General features: G+C 38.7%; 14 protein-coding genes. 8 read left to right on the top strand and 6 right to left on the bottom strand.

The genetic code is table 11. The features are described from left to right. Window positions 1-3: 3 nt before the first annotated feature. The 3 genes from Q0F90_RS02965 to Q0F90_RS02955 all read left to right on the top strand — a co-directional run bounded on the left by Q0F90_RS02965 (window position 4) and on the right by Q0F90_RS02955 (window position 3,758). Complete coding sequence (locus Q0F90_RS02965) at window positions 4-1,188, top strand: MalY/PatB family protein (RefSeq protein WP_296003205.1); 1,185 nt, start codon at window positions 4-6, stop codon at window positions 1,186-1,188. A gap of 61 nt (window positions 1,189-1,249) precedes the next feature. After that, the gene (gene metA / locus Q0F90_RS02960) at window positions 1,250-2,209 is read left to right on the top strand and encodes a homoserine O-succinyltransferase (protein WP_296003202.1); all 960 of its coding nucleotides are present in this window, start codon (window positions 1,250-1,252) and stop codon (window positions 2,207-2,209) included. A 277-nt stretch (window positions 2,210-2,486) separates the two neighbouring features. Next, window positions 2,487-3,758, top strand: a complete 1,272-nt coding sequence (locus Q0F90_RS02955; RefSeq protein WP_296003200.1) for an O-acetylhomoserine aminocarboxypropyltransferase/cysteine synthase family protein — start codon at window positions 2,487-2,489, stop codon at window positions 3,756-3,758. A gap of 435 nt (window positions 3,759-4,193) precedes the next feature. Here Q0F90_RS02955 and Q0F90_RS02950 read toward each other — a convergent pair whose 3' ends face one another. Continuing rightward, window positions 4,194-4,781, bottom strand: coding sequence for a PepSY domain-containing protein (locus Q0F90_RS02950; RefSeq protein ID WP_296003198.1), 588 nt, complete (start codon window positions 4,779-4,781; stop codon window positions 4,194-4,196). 353 nt (window positions 4,782-5,134) lie between these two features. Between Q0F90_RS02950 and Q0F90_RS02945 the strand changes: the two genes are divergently transcribed. Next, window positions 5,135-5,701, top strand: coding sequence for a biotin transporter BioY (locus Q0F90_RS02945; RefSeq protein ID WP_009352175.1), 567 nt, complete (start codon window positions 5,135-5,137; stop codon window positions 5,699-5,701). A gap of 184 nt (window positions 5,702-5,885) precedes the next feature. Here the strand turns inward: Q0F90_RS02945 and Q0F90_RS02940 are convergent, their stop codons facing one another. From Q0F90_RS02940 to Q0F90_RS02925, 4 genes are all read right to left on the bottom strand, one after another. Beyond that, a complete protein-coding gene (locus Q0F90_RS02940; protein ID WP_287292655.1) occupies window positions 5,886-6,650 on the bottom strand; it encodes a TIGR03943 family putative permease subunit in 765 nt (254 codons plus the stop codon). Between the two features lie 96 nt (window positions 6,651-6,746). After that, window positions 6,747-8,282: a permease gene (locus tag Q0F90_RS02935; protein WP_296003191.1), complete on the bottom strand. Its 1,536-nt coding sequence runs from the start codon at window positions 8,280-8,282 to the stop codon at window positions 6,747-6,749. Next, window positions 8,279-9,148, bottom strand: coding sequence for a GTP-binding protein (locus Q0F90_RS02930; RefSeq protein WP_296003189.1), 870 nt, complete (start codon window positions 9,146-9,148; stop codon window positions 8,279-8,281). The genes Q0F90_RS02935 and Q0F90_RS02930 overlap by 4 nt, the downstream gene beginning before the upstream one ends. Before the next feature lie 346 nt (window positions 9,149-9,494). Beyond that, window positions 9,495-10,943, bottom strand: a complete 1,449-nt coding sequence (locus tag Q0F90_RS02925) for an aminoacyl-histidine dipeptidase (protein WP_296003203.1) — start codon at window positions 10,941-10,943, stop codon at window positions 9,495-9,497. A 315-nt stretch (window positions 10,944-11,258) separates the two neighbouring features. On the opposite strand from Q0F90_RS02925, the gene Q0F90_RS02920 reads away from it, so the two are divergent. The 3 genes from Q0F90_RS02920 (at window position 11,259) to Q0F90_RS02910 (ending at window position 14,556) form a co-directional block, all read left to right on the top strand. Then, window positions 11,259-12,710, top strand: a complete 1,452-nt coding sequence (locus tag Q0F90_RS02920) for a nicotinate phosphoribosyltransferase (protein ID WP_296003187.1) — start codon at window positions 11,259-11,261, stop codon at window positions 12,708-12,710. Window positions 12,711-12,718: 8 nt separating this feature from the next. Continuing rightward, on the top strand, window positions 12,719-13,486 hold the full coding sequence (nadE, locus tag Q0F90_RS02915; protein ID WP_296003186.1) for an NAD(+) synthase: 768 nt from the start codon (window positions 12,719-12,721) through the stop codon (window positions 13,484-13,486). A 92-nt stretch (window positions 13,487-13,578) separates the two neighbouring features. Next, a complete protein-coding gene (locus Q0F90_RS02910) occupies window positions 13,579-14,556 on the top strand; it encodes an asparaginase (RefSeq protein ID WP_296003184.1) in 978 nt (325 codons plus the stop codon). Window positions 14,557-14,879: 323 nt separating this feature from the next. On the opposite strand, the gene Q0F90_RS02905 is transcribed toward Q0F90_RS02910, so the two are convergent. Further along, entirely contained in the window at window positions 14,880-15,656 is a 777-nt protein-coding gene (locus Q0F90_RS02905) for an adenosylcobinamide amidohydrolase (protein ID WP_296003183.1), read from the bottom strand. Between the two features lie 163 nt (window positions 15,657-15,819). On the opposite strand from Q0F90_RS02905, the gene Q0F90_RS02900 reads away from it, so the two are divergent. Then, window positions 15,820-16,308: mechanosensitive ion channel family protein (locus tag Q0F90_RS02900; RefSeq protein WP_296003182.1), on the top strand; the 489-nt coding region annotated here is incomplete at its 3' end.

The following is a 16,308-nucleotide window of genomic DNA, read 5'->3' as shown; positions in this document are numbered from 1 at the left end:
CCTATGGGACAATATAATTTCGATCAAATTTTAGATAGAACCCACACAAAATCTTTGAAATACGATTTTGCTGTAAAGCGCGGTAAACCAGCAGATGTGTTGCCATTCTGGGTGGCGGACATGGACTTTGAAATTCCTCCTGAGTTGAAACAAATCTTATTGGACCGCGTCAACCATGGCGTATTTGGTTATACTGAATCCGATGACGAATACTTTGACGTGTTACAAAATTGGTTTACAACGCGCTTTAACTGGACGCCAGACCGAAAGTGGCTCGTTAAAACACCAGGTATCGTCTTTGCTTTGGCCATGGCCGTTCGCGCTTTCACGAACGAAGGGGAAGGCGTGCTCATCAACCAACCGGTATACTATCCATTTAGTATGGTTATTGATGATAATGACCGCCGCCTTATCAATGTGCCATTAATTAAAGGGGAAGACAAATATACCATCGATTTTGAGGGCATAGAACGGGCTATCGTTGAGGAAAATGTAACATTATTCCTCTTGTGTAATCCTCACAATCCAGTAGGCCGCGTGTGGACTGAGGGCGAGTTAAAACGACTTGGCGATATTTGTATTAAACATAATGTACTCATCGTAAGCGATGAAATTCACGCTGACTTTGTTTGGAAAGGTCATACGCACAAGGTCTTTGCTGATCTTGGTGAAAGCTATGCAGAACACTGCATCGTATGTACAGCGCCTAGTAAGACCTTCAACATTGCAGGCTTACAAGTAAGTAATATTTTCATTCCTAATGATTCCTTACGCCGTCGTTTTATTAAAGAAATCGACCGCGCTGGCTATAGCCAGTTAAATACGATGGGCATCGTTGGTTGTGAAGGGGCCTATAAAGTAGGGGCACCTTGGCTTGATGAATTAAAAGAATATATTCAAGATAATATTCAATTCACCATCGATTATGTAGCAAAATATATGCCGAAAATTCATGTATATCGTCCAGAAGGGACCTATCTCATGTGGTTAGATTGCTCCAAGTTACCACTAACTCCTAAAGAACGTGATGAATGGATTATCAATGAAGCTAAGTTGTGGCTTGATACAGGTTCTATGTTTGGCGTAGATGGGGAGGACTTTGAGCGCATTAATGTAGCTTGTCCTCGTAAGGTATTAGAAGAAGGGCTTGAAGCTTGGCGACGTGCCTACGAGGCTAAAGGCTTTTAATTAGCTTAGTTACACTGTTTAGATTAGGTTATCAAATTGTAGAATATGTAGAGGTGACAATATGCCTATTAAAGTAATAAAAAATTTACCGGCCATTACGAAATTAGCTCAAGAGAACATTTTCGTTATGGATACTGAACGGGCGGAAAATCAACAAATCCGACCTTTGAATATTCTGTTAATCAATTTGATGCCTACTAAAGAGATTACAGAGACTCAAATTTTACGTGCTCTCAGTAATAGCCCGTTACAAGTTAATTTGACATTAATACATACGGCATCTCGTAAAGCAAAAAATACAGATGAACAGTATTTAGAAACTTTCTACCGTACCTTTGATGAGGTAAAAGACCAGTTCTTTGACGGCATGATCATCACAGGGGCCCCTGTAGAGTTAATGCCTTTCGAAGAGGTAGACTATTGGCCTGAGCTTGTAGAAATTATGAACTGGGGCGAAGAGCATGTATGCTCCACGTTTTATATTTGTTGGGGTGCTCAAGCTGGTCTGTATCATCACTTTGGTATTAATAAATCCATTATGGATGAAAAACTATTTGGTGTGTATGAACATGATATTTACAATGATCGACCAGTACTCTTGCGTGGCTTTGATGAAAAGTTTTGGATGCCACATTCCCGCCATACCACAGTTTCTTTACAACAAATTAAAGAAAATCGCGATTTGGAATTATTGGCAGGCTCTGATCCAACAGGAGCAGCTATTGTTCGTAGCTTAGACAATAAACATATCTTTGTCTTTGGTCATGCTGAATATGATTGGGATACTCTCAATCGTGAATATGAGCGAGACATCAAAAAAGGTATGGATATTGCAGTTCCTGAAAACTATTTCCCTGATGATGATCCAAAACAACGTCCAGTCGTGCGTTGGCGTTCTGTAAGTACATTGTTATTTACGAACTGGTTAAACTACTACGTTTATCAAGAAACACCATACATTATTGAACAAATCCAAAAAATGAAATTTGAACGTGATAAAAACTTAGGTGCTTATATCTAAGCTGTTGTTAGTCGTTATGTCCCTAATTGCTTCTGTTAGTCTCTTATGAGCTCGTTGGTCAGAGGTGATTAGGGGCTTTTTGCTACTTCTTATAAGAAAACGAATTAGCTCACTTTGTAGGCATTGGAAACAAGGCTAGTAATCTCTAAAGCTCACCATAGTTTTAAGTTATGGATAAGTTCATATAAAAAATAGTAGACATAATTTTTAAAGCATAGTACTATACTAGGTATAAACAACGAACTAAATTCACAGTTAATATAAAGGAGTTGTCATAATGAGTAAACAATACAGATTTGAAACATTACAATTACATGCCGGTCAAACGGTAGATCCAACAGGTGCGCGTGCAGTACCTATTTACCAAACTACATCTTTCGTATTTAAAGACGCGGAAGAAGCAGCTGGTCGTTTTGCCTTAACTAATCCTGGTGGCATTTATTCCCGCCTTGGCAATCCTACTACTGATGTATTAGATGCACGTGTGGCACAACTTGAAGGTGGTGCAGCTGGTATCGCAGTAGCATCTGGTTCTGCAGCAATTACATATTCCATCTTAAACGTAGCTAGTGCTGGCGACAATATCGTAGCAGCTTCTACTTTGTACGGTGGTACTTACAACTTGTTCACAGCTACACTGCCACGTTTGGGTATTCATACTAAATTTGTAAATCCAGATAATTTGGAAGAATTCGAAGCAGCTATCGATGAAAATACAAAAGCTGTTTATATCGAATCTATCGGTAACCCTGGTATTAACCTTATCGACGTGCAAGCAGTAGCTGATATTGCTCATAAACACAATATCATCTTGATCGTAGATAATACATTCGCATCTCCATACTTGTTCCGTCCATTAGAACATGGTGCTGACGTAGTTGTTCACTCTGCTACTAAATATCTTGGTGGTCACGGTACAACATTGGCTGGTATCGTAGTAGAATCCGGTAAATTTGATTATAAAGGTTCTGGTAAATACCCTGGCTTCTCCGAAGGTGATGAACACTATAACGGTTTAGTATTTGGTGATTTGCCAATTCCATTCACTGTAAAAATCCGTGCTCAATTGCTTCGTGATACAGGCGCATGCATTACTCCGCTTGCATCTTGGCAAATCTTGCAAGGTATTGAAACATTATCCTTGCGCGTAGAACGTCACGTTGAAAATACTCGTAAAGTAGTAGACTTCTTAAGCAAACATCCAAAAGTAGCGTGGGTAAGCTATCCAGAATTAGAAGATAACAAATACAAAGCATTAGCTGATAAATACTTCTCTAAAGGCGTTGGTGCTGTGTTCACATTCGGCGTAAAAGGCGGTAAAGAAGCAGGTATTAAACTTGTTGACTCCTTGGAAATCTTCTCCAACCTTGCTAACGTAGCCGATGCTAAATCCCTTGTTATTCATCCTGCATCTACAACACATGCACAACTTAACGAAGAACAACAAAAATCTGCTGGCGTAACACCAGACATGATTCGTTTGTCTATCGGTCTTGAAAATGTAGATGACATTATCGAAGACTTAGCACAAGCATTAGATAAAGCATAATCTCTCAATTTTTCATTTAGAAAAGCTATAGATCAAACTTTCAGAAAATACAAATGACATCCTTAAGCTAGACCTCGCTTAAGAAATAGAACACAAACTATCAAACCTATAAAAACTTATACAAAAGACCTCCCTTGCGTGGGAGGTCTTTTTGTGTTGAATAGAAAAAAGACCTTGGATTCAACGATCCAAGGTCTTTTAAAGGGAGTATAGTGTGTGTAACGTTCGGTCTGTGGTGTGTGAGCACAGACCATTTCCTATTGTGTGAGATAGGAGTTAGGGAGCCCGTGTTGAGTCCTACGGGCTCTTTGAGTTTGTGTGTTAGTTTGTGTTAGAGAGCGTATCCAGTGGATACTGTGTGTATAGTATGTGTGTTATATGTGTAGTGTGTCATCTAAGTGGGTTAGGATAGGGTTCACTTGATGAATTAAAATCTTAGTATTTTGTGTTTTTTACTTTAGCGCTTAACACTTTACCGTTCATGCCGTCAACTTTTACTTCAGCTTTTTTGCCGCCGCCAGTTGTCATGTCGAATTCGTATACAGCACGACCGTTTTCACGTTCTACAGTCCATTCCACTGTTTGGAAGTCAGCACCAACTTTTTCGATAGCTTTTGTTTCAGCTACTTCAGGGATGATGATGTTTTGAACATTGATCGCTTTATTACCTTTTGTGTAGCCTTTTACTTCTTTACCAACGATTTGACCAGTTGCTTCGTCTACTTTAATTTCTACTTCACGGTTGTTGTAGTAACCTTCTACTTCATAGTAAGGGTTGTGTTTAGCGTCGTAGGAAATAGATTTAACAGATGCGCCAGGGAATTGTTGTTGGAATACTGTAACAGCGCCCATGTAATCAACAGAATAGTTAGCTTGAGCGGATGGAGCTACGCTACCAACACCGTTCCAGTTGCTATGATTGTTGTAAGCATGGTTGCTAGCTGCGCCAACTACACCTGCTAATAATACTGTACTAACGCCGAAAGCACATAAAACTTTGGATACTTTCTTAACATTTTTCATAATTAATGCCTCCTGATACCAAAATATCATTTTTCGTTTTTACGATTTTGTGAAAGTAGATTTTACTCAATCTACTTACGTATAATTTAATCTTGTTATATGAATATAAGATGAAATCAATGCTTTTTTGCATGAAGATGAGTATATCTTTTAGTTATTATGAACTGTTGGCAATAACTATAAGGTATAGTCAAAAAGATAAGAAGTCTTAAAAATATAGTATTTATAGTTATATATAGTATTAGACTATATAGTTAACTAAAAGTCAATCGTTTTAGTTGACAATTAAAAATACAAGTGCTTTAATTTAGGTAAGTAGTAGTTTGTTATTGTCTTTTTAATGGAGGTATACCATGAGTTCTACCGTATCGAAACAAACTCGCATTACCACCCGTCAGCTAACAATGACTGCACTATTTGTGGCTTTGATCGCCGTAGGTGCTTTCATACGGGTACCATTACCTAACTGTCCGTTTACATTGCAGATCTTATTTACCACATTGGCGGGCATTGTATTAGGTAGTCGTTTAGGCGCTGCTAGCGTGGGCATTTATATTGTACTGGGCCTGATAGGGGTACCTATTTTTACCTCTGGCGGTGGTCCTGGTTATATCTTGCAACCTACCTTTGGCTATTTGATTGGCTTTATGGTGGGGGCTTATGTTGTAGGGCGCATTGCTGAATCGATGGACACCTTATCCTTTAAACGATTATTAGTAGGTTCCATATTAAATCTATTAATTGTATATGGCCTTGGTATGGTCTACTTATATTTCATTATGAACTTGTACTTAGGCAAACCCATTGGTGTTGAAGCTGTTATTATTACATGCTTCTTGATTCCAGTAGGTCCAGATATTTTCCTTTGTGCTGTAGCAGCATCTTTAGGTAAAAGAATCATCAAAGAACTACATCACTAATGCAATGCGTTGATGATAATATCTTAATTGTACAGATATTCTAATTAAATAGATATGATTATTAGCATACAGTATGTGTCTCTAAATTTAGTTAATAATATAGACTTTAAGACATTTGCATAGAACGTAATCATTTTAATAAAAACGAGGCGTATAGCCTCGTTTTTATTTGTGTAATTTTGTTTTATGGGTAAACATAACCTAAAATTGGTTCTGCTGATTTGATTTTTGTGATTTCTACATATGGTTGTTGACGACCGTGGAAGTCTCGAGTAGAAACTTTACCTTCGATAGATACCCATTGTTCATTTTGTAAGCTGTCTCCATCTGCTTTAAATGCAGTCATGCCGATAGGGGCAACGTCAGCGATACAGCAAGCCATAGCCATGCGAGAAATAGTAAATTCGTTAGGCTTTAATGTATTATCTTCGCGATTTACATAGCCTGTCATATATACAGTGTAATCTTTATATTGCTCTGCATTAGATCCGACTTTTACAATGGTTTGATAGAAGTTATCGGAGTTTAAAACGATTTCTTTTTTGTCTTTGGAAATGCCAGGTTGTTTGCTTTCACTATTAACCGTAATAACCTCGCCAATAGCGTCATTTGTAAAGTCAAAGTTATTCGTATCATCGTTTACACGAACGGCACCGTGAACACCTGTAGATGGAACGAGTACCGGTGGAACGATGAGCAATACGATAGGAATAATAATAGGAACTACAGATTTCCAATTGTGTTTGTAATATCTTGATGGAGCCCAAATAATCGTCGCTAAACCGCCCAAGATGAGGGCCACACTGCTAATACCGAGTAAAAGTTCGTAACGGGGCGCAATATAGTTTAAATAACGTCCTGTCACAATAAGGTATATACAACAAATACCCAATGTGAGATATAACAAGCCTTTCACGATGGAAAAGCGATCTTTCAGTCCTAATGTCATGAAATCATCTCCTTTGTAATAAATTATGAACTGAATTAGAGCTGAAGTACTAATGTACTGATGTAAATATTAATATGAATACTAATTTTCTAAGTATTAGTTTAATAGAAATTGATACACCAAAGCCGCTACATAGGACATAACAGCAATGGTTATGCTAAGGCGCACAATAAATGCGGTAGGCATATATTGTTTTAATATATACACATTTTTAATATCTAGCATAGGTCCCAAGATAAGGAAGCCCATAACAGAGCTAATAGGGAATAAGGTGCTTAAGGACTTGCCGATGATAGCATCCGATGTAGAACAAATAGAGAAGAAGAAGGCTAATACTAATAAGATTGGAATGGCGGCAAAGTCTGGTAATGCAAATCCTGCCTGAAGTAGCCATGGTTTGCCATATACTTGGACTACAGATAATACACCAGCTGCCATGGAGAAATAGAATAAGAGTTGGGAAAACTCTTTTTCCATATGGATTAATAGTCTCTTCTTATTGATATACTTAGGTTTAGCTGATTCTAAGACGATTTCTTCATAGCTAAGGCCCTGAGGCGTTCTAGCTTTCATAATGGCTGTAGATGGAGGCCAGAATCGGAAGGATAGAGCCACTAATAAAGCAACACCTAAACCTAAAACGATACGCCACAAGGATAGCATAGGATTGTCTGGGAACGCGTACCATGTAGAGAGTATGGTAACGGGATTGATGATTGGACTAGCCAGCATAAATAGGAGTGCTACAGATAGAGGAATACCTCTATCTACGAGGGCCTTAAATAGTGGAATGATGGCACAATCGCAAATAGGTAATGCCAAACCACTGACCATAGCAGCACCATAGCTTTTCCAAGAGTGATCGCCTAAGAGTTTCAATAATACCCGTTGAGGTACAAAGTAGCGAATAATCGTTGAGCCCACTGTGCCTAGTAGTAAGAACGGAATTGCTTCGATGATGAGGCCCGTAATAATGGCAAAGCAGTGATGTATAGAGTAAGGAATATCGTGTCGAAAGGCAGTAACTAATAGTATATAAGTGGTAATACCGATGACCAATAGATTAGGGATGAGGCCCCAGGTTGAATTACGACATAATTGTTCTACCTTTTCAGGACTAGGCTTTGTAACAATTTTGGCTTCACTGTTATAGGTACGCAATAAAGCGTGATGTGTAGGCGTTTCTGTGATAATACAGTCTGCACTATACAATTGGCTTGCTACGTCATTTCCTAAACCAGGTAGTATAGTTGCTATAAATTGATCGGTACAAATATATAATACCTTTTCTATTTGTAATAGATGACTCAGCTTTTCACTATATAACAAGGCTTCTAATTGGTGAAAGCCGAGCATACCGTTCCACTCAATCCAAATCTCTTTGGGGTTGACTCGCTCGATATAGTTTGCGATTTCACTAGCTATAGTGTCATAAGAGGATGGATTCGTCGGACTGATAGCGCTTAATGCATCAGAATCAAGTTGTAACGGCTCTTTTGCAAGCTTTACACTGCCCTCTTCAGCACTAATGAGCGCTGTACCACCTAGTTTTTTACGGTGTTGTAGTTGCTCGTTAATGAATGTGCTTTTACCAGAACCGATGAAACCGGTAACGATATAAACTGGTATCATGATTGACACACTTCGTTATGCACCATTGGTACATTAAAATCTGTGCCAATAACGACTAAGCTATAATCGGTAGATTCAGTAGGTGAAAGGGAACAATAATGGGTTCCATATTGAAGTTCGTGAGGTCCTTCTATGGTTGGTACAATACCTTTTGCACGAAGTACAGTATCTGGCATGCCTTCTAATATCGTTTTCCATTGGACGAGGCTAAGAGTGCGCAAATCCTTAAAGGTATGACTCATAAATAGATGCTCGTCATGCAAGCAGTTGTCATCGTGACAATGATAGAGTCGTTTGATGTAGTCTCGTAGGGAAAGGGTATCCCATGCTTCTTCGTGGATTGGCGTATTAGGCGCTAAGTCACGAATCATACGCTTTGTAATGCTCGTTTGTTGAACATCCTCTGTATGGCTCAAGAAGATAGCATCGCTATGAGCAATTTGATCCTTAAAGAAGAGCCCAAAGTTTTTGATAAACATAGGGGCCTGCATAGCATCTACCGTTGTAACTGAAGCGTGAACATAGGCGGATTTTTCAATTTCTTCATCCTTACAAGTATGGATGATTTCACTTAATTTGCTGACGCCAGATGGCTCGATATAGATAATATCTACTTCATGGTTTTGGAGAATATCGAGCAATGCTTGTTGGAAGTTGCCTTGCAAGCTGCAACAAATACAGCCAGATGTAACCTCCCGAATAGTAGCACCTGATTTGGAAAGATTAGCCGCATCAAGACTGGTTTCGCCAAAATCGTTTTCTATGATGAGAATTTTATCTGTAGATTTATGTTCTTTTAGTATATGTTGTAGGAATGTTGTTTTTCCAGATCCGAGAAAACCGGATATGATAACTATTGGAATCATATACACCTCCTGAGTAATGTAAACACAGTATACACCCATAGGATAACACAGAAAATACTCCCTAGGGTATATCTGTAATTACGAAATTATTAGGAATTAACTGACTTTTTTAAAATATATGGGGTATATACTTTATATGAGTATACTGACAAATGTATTTGATATTCATAATTATTTGTAAATAAAGGGGAGTAAGCCTTATTTACTATATATGAAAGAATACGCCTATATGGATAAATATTTATTTATATATTTTTGTAAATTTATAAAAAAATCCCTCCTAACAGATCATTCAATGAGGGGAGCTCAACTGAATGTCTTATAGGAGGGATGGAGAGAGACTAAATTATTGTAATTTAGCTAATAATGCTTTGAGGTATACATACACATTTTCTACAGATGGTAAATGAACTCGTTCTGTTGGTGTATGTGGGCTTACGATTGTAGGACCAAAGCTAATCATATGTGTATTTGGTAATATGCCTTTTAATAAACCACATTCGAGGCCAGCGTGAACAGCATTTACATTGGCTGGTGTTTCGAACATTTCGTTATGTAAGGCGATAGCTTGCTCTTCTAATTTGGAACCTTTTTCGTATTCCCAAGCAGGGTAGCCACCAGTGCGCTCGGCAGATACGCCAAGAGCTTTTGCAAGAAGCATCATTTTCTTAGTCAAGAATTCAAGGCTATTGCTGTTGGAGCTGCGGATGGAGATAAGCACTTCTAGGGTATGTGCCTTTTCACGAACAATAGCGATATTGTTAGATGTTTCTACAAGGTTTGGAATAGATTTACTTACAGAGTGAACCCCATCTTGTGCAAGATAGATATACGTGATGAGTGCTTCTGTTGTGTCATCTGCGTATACCACTTCTGGAGTCTCTACATCTTCTACTACGAATTTGAGGCCTGGATCGGCTACTTCATATTCATGTTGATATTGTTTTTCTTGGTATGCAAGCAATGCTCTAATAGCAGCTACATCTTCGGAGCGTACAGATAATACGGCTACAGATTTAGAAGGAATAGCATTATGTTTAACGCCACCTTCGAAGGACGCCAAGCTAACAGGATATTGCTGTTGGATATCATAGAGTACGCGAGTTAAAACTTGATTGGAGTTTGCCCGTTGCTCGTTGATTTCGATACCAGAGTGACCGCCTTTAAGACCTGTTACTGTAATGGACAAGCCCGCATCATAGCCTGGTTGGTTGTTATCGCGTAACAATGGAATGTTTACATGTACGTGGCAACCGCCAGCGCAGCTAACCGTGAAGTCATGTTCTACCTCTGTGTCTAGGTTAAGGAGGTAATCGCCAGTTACTTGACCTTCTTTAAGGGCAAAAGCACCGTCCATACCTGTTTCTTCGTTAGTAGTGAATAGTAACTGCATAGGGCCGTGTTGTTGATTGTCATCTTCGAGGAGCGCGAGCATCATAGCAGCACCCATGCCGTTATCAGCACCTAAGGTAGTGTGATCAGCTCGCATCCACTCACCTTCGATGATGTTTGCAATTGGATCTCTGGAGAAGTCATGATTAGAATCATGGTCTTTTACACATACCATGTCGATATGACCTTGGAGGATGATAGAAGGGCGGTTTTCATAACCTGGGGATGCAGCTTTTTTTACAACTACATTTAAGATTTCGTCTTGATGAACTTCAAGACCTAGGTTTTTAGCAAAATTTACGATATAATCGCTAATGCCTTTTTCATTGCCAGATTCACGAGGAATTTGGCTCATCTCTTTAAAAATTTCTAATACGCGTTTTGCTTGAACGATTGTTTCCATAATGGTACCTTTCATTCTCTTGTAAATAATATATGTATTATCTAATAAAAGCTATAACAGCTAGTACTACATAACAAGGGCTTCCGTGAATGATTAGGTCACGGGGATTACTTGTTTTAGCCTTTTATAGTAATGACTTTCACAGACATACATAGGGAATATATAAATAATTAGTGTATATATATAGTTATATCACAAGAATGATTATTAGCATAGCTAATGCAGAGACTAGCTATATAGGAATTATATTGTATAATGAGGGTATACGATTAACGATTTAATAAATCCATTAGATTTTAGAAGGTTGGTGAATTAATGCAACACGACAGTCGCAATATCAGTATGCTTATGGATTTTTATGAGATGACCATGGCACACGGCTACTTTACAAAACATGAAAATACGGATCGCGTCGCATTCGATGTTTTCTTTAGACGCAATCCAGACAAAGGTGGTTTCGCCATTTTTGGTGGTCTCGAACAAATCGTTGAGTACATTTTGAATTTACACTTTGATGAAAGTGACATTGCTTATTTGCGCAATCAAGGCATTTTTAGCGATGAGTTTTTAGACTATTTGAAAGATTTCTCCTTCACAGGCGATGTGTACGCATTCCCTGAAGGCTCTATTATTTACCCTAATGAACCGGTTATTACTATCGTAGCACCTCTCATAGACGCACAAATCGTAGAAACTGCAGTGCTTACTATGATGAATCATCAATCCTTAATTGCTACAAAAGCTAACCGTATTGTTCGTGCTGCAGATGGTCGAGTGGTAGCCGATTTCGGCGCTCGTCGCGCTCATAATGTAGATGCTGCCGTATATGGTGCGCGCGCTGCTTATATTGGTGGTGTAGCCTCTACGGCAACCGTATTAGCAGGGCAACAATTTGGTATTCCTGTGAGCGGCACTATGGCCCATAGTTGGGTTATGTATCACGGATCTGAATACGATGCTTTTAAGGCCTATGCAGAGGTATATCCAGATAATGCTGTATTCCTTGTAGATACATATAATGTATTAAACTCTGGTGTACCAAATGCTATTCAGGTTGCTAAAGATGTATTAGAACCTATGGGTAAACGCTTAAAAGGTATTCGCCTTGATTCTGGTGACTTGGCGTACTTGGCTAAAAAAGCACGCCGTATGCTGGATGATGCGGGCTTAGAGGATTGTAAAATCATGGCCTCTAATAGTCTTGATGAATATACGATCAAATCTCTCCTCCTCCAAGATGGTCCTATCGATATCTTTGGGGTAGGTGAAAGACTCATTACGTCTAAGAGTGATCCTGTATTTGGTGCTGTATATAAGATTGCAAGTATTGAAAAGGATGGAAAATGGGAGCCTCGTATTAAGATTTCTGAGGCCGTAGAAAAGATTACAAATCCAGGTCTTAAAAAGGTGTACCGCGTATACAATGAAAAAGGTCGTGCCATTGCAGACCTAATGACCTTGTTACGCGAGGTGCCTGACACAAAAGAGCCATACCGTTATATTAATCCTGAACAACCATGGCGTGAATTATATTTTGAAAACTGTACTTTCAAAGAAATGAAAGAGCTCATTATCAAGGATGGCAAGTTGATTAAAGAATTACCAACCCTTGAGGAAATTCGTCAATATGTTAAAGACCAATTAGCAAATGAAATTTGGCCTGAAGAACAACGATTTGAAAATCCTCATCGTCATTATCTTGATATGAGTCCAAGTTACTATCAATTGAAACTCGATTTACTAAACCGTATTTATCGGAAGAAATAGGAGGGTCTATGTTAGAAAATCCACAAGCTACAAAGGATGCCCTCATTCAATGGATTCGAGACTATTTTCACCAAAATGGACCTAACTGTAGTGCTGTTGTAGGTATCTCAGGGGGGAAGGACTCCACAATTGTAGCTGCTCTTTGTAAAGAAGCCTTAGGGGCCGATAGAGTAGTAGGTGTTCTCATGCCTAACGGTATTCAATCTGATATCGATGATGCTAAAGCTGTGGTAGAGCATTTAGGCATTCCTCATATGATAGTTAATATTGGTGCAGCTTACGAAGCCTTAACACAAGCTATTGTTCAAGGTGAAGGTTATGAAGCAGTAACAGGTAGAAACGATTTGTCTCGAGATGCAGCTATCAATACGCCTCCTCGCTTACGAATGGCGACACTTTATGCAGTTGGGCAAAACTTGCCGAATGGAGCTCGCGTGGCCAATACTTGTAATGGATCGGAGGATTACGTTGGATATTCCACAAAATTCGGTGACAGTGCAGGCGACTTTAGCCCTCTTGCGCGACTCGTTGTAGAAGAGGTACGTCAAATCGGCAAGCTTCTAGATATTCCGGCATATTTAGTGGATAAGGTGCCTAGCGATGGTCTAAGTGGTCAGTCTGATGAAGATAAATTAGGCTTTACGTATGCTGTGTTGGATCGTTATATCAGAACTGGCGAAATTGAAGATGTAGCTACAAAGGAACGTATTGATCGTTTGAACCGCATCAATAAACATAAACTAGAATTGATGCCGTCGTTTGACCCACAAATGTAACAATACCAGTTATAAGACATGTATATTTCATAATACTTGTTATAATTAGAACTACAACATTAATTGATTGATATTTATATCGTGGAGGTAATATGGAGAAGAAAATCGCTTTGATTGGTACTGGCGGAACGATTGCAGGGCAAGGTGCTTCCGATACAGATTTGACGGGTTATACAGCGGGCGTGCTTGGCCTTGATGAGATCTTAGCCTCTGTACCTGGCACAGAACCATATGGTCCATATACATATACGCAGTTTAGTAATATTGAAAGCTCTGATATTACCGTAAAACACTGGTTAGACTTGTCTAAATTAGTGCAACAATTAGTCAATCAAGATGATATTGGTGGTGTTGTTATTACTCATGGTACCGATAGTATGGAGGAAACAGCCTATTTCCTAAATCTTACTGTACATACTGATAAGCCAATTGTCGTTACTGGCTCTATGAGACCTGCTGGTGCTATTAGTGCAGATGGTCCTATTAACCTATTACAAGCTATTCAAGTAGCAAGAACTCCTGAAACTGCCGGCAAAGGTGTTGTAGTTGTTCTAAATGGTTATATTGATGGGGCTCGCGATGTATCTAAATGTAATACGACGAATGTAGCAACCTTTGATAGCCCATTAGTAGGTCATCTTGGTATTGTTCAAGATGGGGTGGCTCATTATTATAAAGCTTCCACCCGTTGTCATACTAAAGATTCTAAATTTGATGTGAGTGAGCTAAACGAATTACCAAGGGTAGTGATCTTAACTTGCTATGGTGGTATGGATGATATGGTGCCTATGAGTGTGGTAGCTACAAATCCAGAGGGCTTGATTTTAACAGGCCTTGGTCATGGTACAATTCCACAAAATGTACGCCAAATCACTCAAAATACATCGTTCCCAACTGTACGTGCATCTCGCACGGGCAGTGGTATGGTATCTGCAGTACCTCAAGATACATTGGCAGGGTATCTCGTAAGTGATACCTTGAGTCCACAAAAGGCTCGTATCCTATTAATGTTAGGTCTTACGAAGACTAAAAATCTTAGAAAGTTACAACAATTCTTCTATGAATATTAATAGTTTCTACGTGTCGTGGTTGAATAGTTTTTATTGAATTACAATAATTAATTTCGGAACTTCCTTTACAGGTAAAATCTATAAAGGTAAAAGAAAATAAAAAAGTTTTGAGAAAAAATCTCAAAACTTAATTTGATATTCATTTTCAAATATTACACTATGTGTAACAGTTTTATATGCAATAACCGCACATCCCGATCGCCTAGGATGTGCGGTTTTCATTTGCCTATTATCTTTTTGCTTATAAGCAGTACATGGGGTGATATATTTGGTGAGTGATGTAGTTAAGATATATCTCTTGTAGAGCGAGTCGAGTGATAGATTTATTCAGCTCCGATAGCATTTTCTAATGCTCTTTGTACACCTACATACACTGCTTTGGCTAAGGTATCCCCAAACAAGGAGAAGGAGCCAGCATCGGTTAAGACCTCTCCGTTTGTATCGATGGTGAGAATGATGCCATCTGTAGAGGTGCCTGTAGCAGAAGTTTTACGATTTTTTGCGATTGCTTCAGGAATATCTTCGTTAATAAATGGATATAGTTTTACACTTTCCACATCTAAGTCTTGAAGGGCCGCAGTTTTAGCCTCTGTAATTGTCATAATAGCTTTTACCATGGCGCTATCTGTTAGCGCTTTATTTGTAAAGACGAGGATGTTAATTGTTCCTGGTACAATGAAACCTCCGTCCCGTTCTTCGTAACAATAGCCTGTACCTGCGCGATGAGCTGTTTTTTCGTAGCCTGCAGTTACAATGGTTTCTACGATTGTATCGTGCTCTTCAACTTTTGCGTATGCATGAAGCGTCATCGTAGCAGAGGTAAGAAGGGCTGTACTAAAATGAACTGGCGTGTCGATTTGCTCAAACTCTTGGGCTAAATAGTTAGCTACAGAGCCGCCTGGTAAATCCTTTTCAGTTTCGATTTGGTACGTTAATTGCTGATTGCGCACCGCTAATGTGTGGTGATAACCACCATTTAATTGTCCGCTAGACAGAGAATAGTGAATATCGTCAAAGTGTACAGTGACGGAATGTAACTCCTTAGTTACATAACCGCCAGTAGCAAGCTCTAACGGTGCTTCGTATAAATTATTAAACATGTAAGTCTCCCTAGATTTAGATTGTTATATATAGAATATAAGGATATAATAGCTTTACTATATTAATGTAAAATACTTATGTTAGATTATAACACATATCTTTATTTCTATTATATTTCTGCTACTACTGATTGAGGATTATATTTTATTCATGGAGGTTAACATGAGTAATTTTTTGAATATGGCTTCTGAAATACTTTTTAAAGATGCCAATATATTGATTCAGTTTCGGGATTGGTTCTTTTCACAAGCTGGCAATATTTTATTAGCCCTTATTATATTCTGGGTTGGTCGTTATGCTATTAGATGGGTGAAAGCCTTTGCGGTGCGTATTATGACGAAAGCATCTTACGATTCTGCAGCGATGAGCTTTATTACTCAGATTATTAACTATGCCTTACTTGTAGGTTTAATCTTGATTTGTTTAAATCAAATTGGTATTCCTACCACATCCTTTGTAGCAGCCTTTGGTGCCTTTGGTTTAGGTATTGGTTTAGCTTTGCAAAATAACTTATCTAACTTGGCATCTGGTCTATTAATTCTTATCTTTAAACCTTTTAGAGCCGGTCATGTTATTCAAGTTGGCGACACCATAGGCAGTGTTAAATCCATTCAGTTTATGTACACTGTTATCACCACAAAAGACCAAAGA

The sequence above is a fragment of the uncultured Veillonella sp. genome, assembly GCF_934190855.1.
In the GTDB taxonomy this organism is placed as follows: domain Bacteria; phylum Bacillota; class Negativicutes; order Veillonellales; family Veillonellaceae; genus Veillonella.
Note: the sequence above shows the minus strand (reverse complement) of the source record. Positions and strands in the feature narration are given on the sequence as shown.

What these genes read in the sequence shown, in the direction of transcription:
- Q0F90_RS02965 (WP_296003205.1), top strand. Translation starts at nt 4, where the DNA reads ATGGGACAATATAATTTCGATCAAATTTTAGATAGAACCCACACAAAA.
- metA (WP_296003202.1), top strand. Translation starts at nt 1,250, where the DNA reads ATGCCTATTAAAGTAATAAAAAATTTACCGGCCATTACGAAATTAGCT.
- Q0F90_RS02955 (WP_296003200.1), top strand. Translation starts at nt 2,487, where the DNA reads ATGAGTAAACAATACAGATTTGAAACATTACAATTACATGCCGGTCAA.
- Q0F90_RS02950 (WP_296003198.1), bottom strand. Translation starts at nt 4,781, where the DNA reads ATGAAAAATGTTAAGAAAGTATCCAAAGTTTTATGTGCTTTCGGCGTT.
- Q0F90_RS02945 (WP_009352175.1), top strand. Translation starts at nt 5,135, where the DNA reads ATGAGTTCTACCGTATCGAAACAAACTCGCATTACCACCCGTCAGCTA.
- Q0F90_RS02940 (WP_287292655.1), bottom strand. Translation starts at nt 6,650, where the DNA reads ATGACATTAGGACTGAAAGATCGCTTTTCCATCGTGAAAGGCTTGTTA.
- Q0F90_RS02935 (WP_296003191.1), bottom strand. Translation starts at nt 8,282, where the DNA reads ATGATACCAGTTTATATCGTTACCGGTTTCATCGGTTCTGGTAAAAGC.
- Q0F90_RS02930 (WP_296003189.1), bottom strand. Translation starts at nt 9,148, where the DNA reads ATGATTCCAATAGTTATCATATCCGGTTTTCTCGGATCTGGAAAAACA.
- Q0F90_RS02925 (WP_296003203.1), bottom strand. Translation starts at nt 10,943, where the DNA reads ATGGAAACAATCGTTCAAGCAAAACGCGTATTAGAAATTTTTAAAGAG.
- Q0F90_RS02920 (WP_296003187.1), top strand. Translation starts at nt 11,259, where the DNA reads ATGCAACACGACAGTCGCAATATCAGTATGCTTATGGATTTTTATGAG.
- nadE (WP_296003186.1), top strand. Translation starts at nt 12,719, where the DNA reads ATGTTAGAAAATCCACAAGCTACAAAGGATGCCCTCATTCAATGGATT.
- Q0F90_RS02910 (WP_296003184.1), top strand. Translation starts at nt 13,579, where the DNA reads ATGGAGAAGAAAATCGCTTTGATTGGTACTGGCGGAACGATTGCAGGG.
- Q0F90_RS02905 (WP_296003183.1), bottom strand. Translation starts at nt 15,656, where the DNA reads ATGTTTAATAATTTATACGAAGCACCGTTAGAGCTTGCTACTGGCGGT.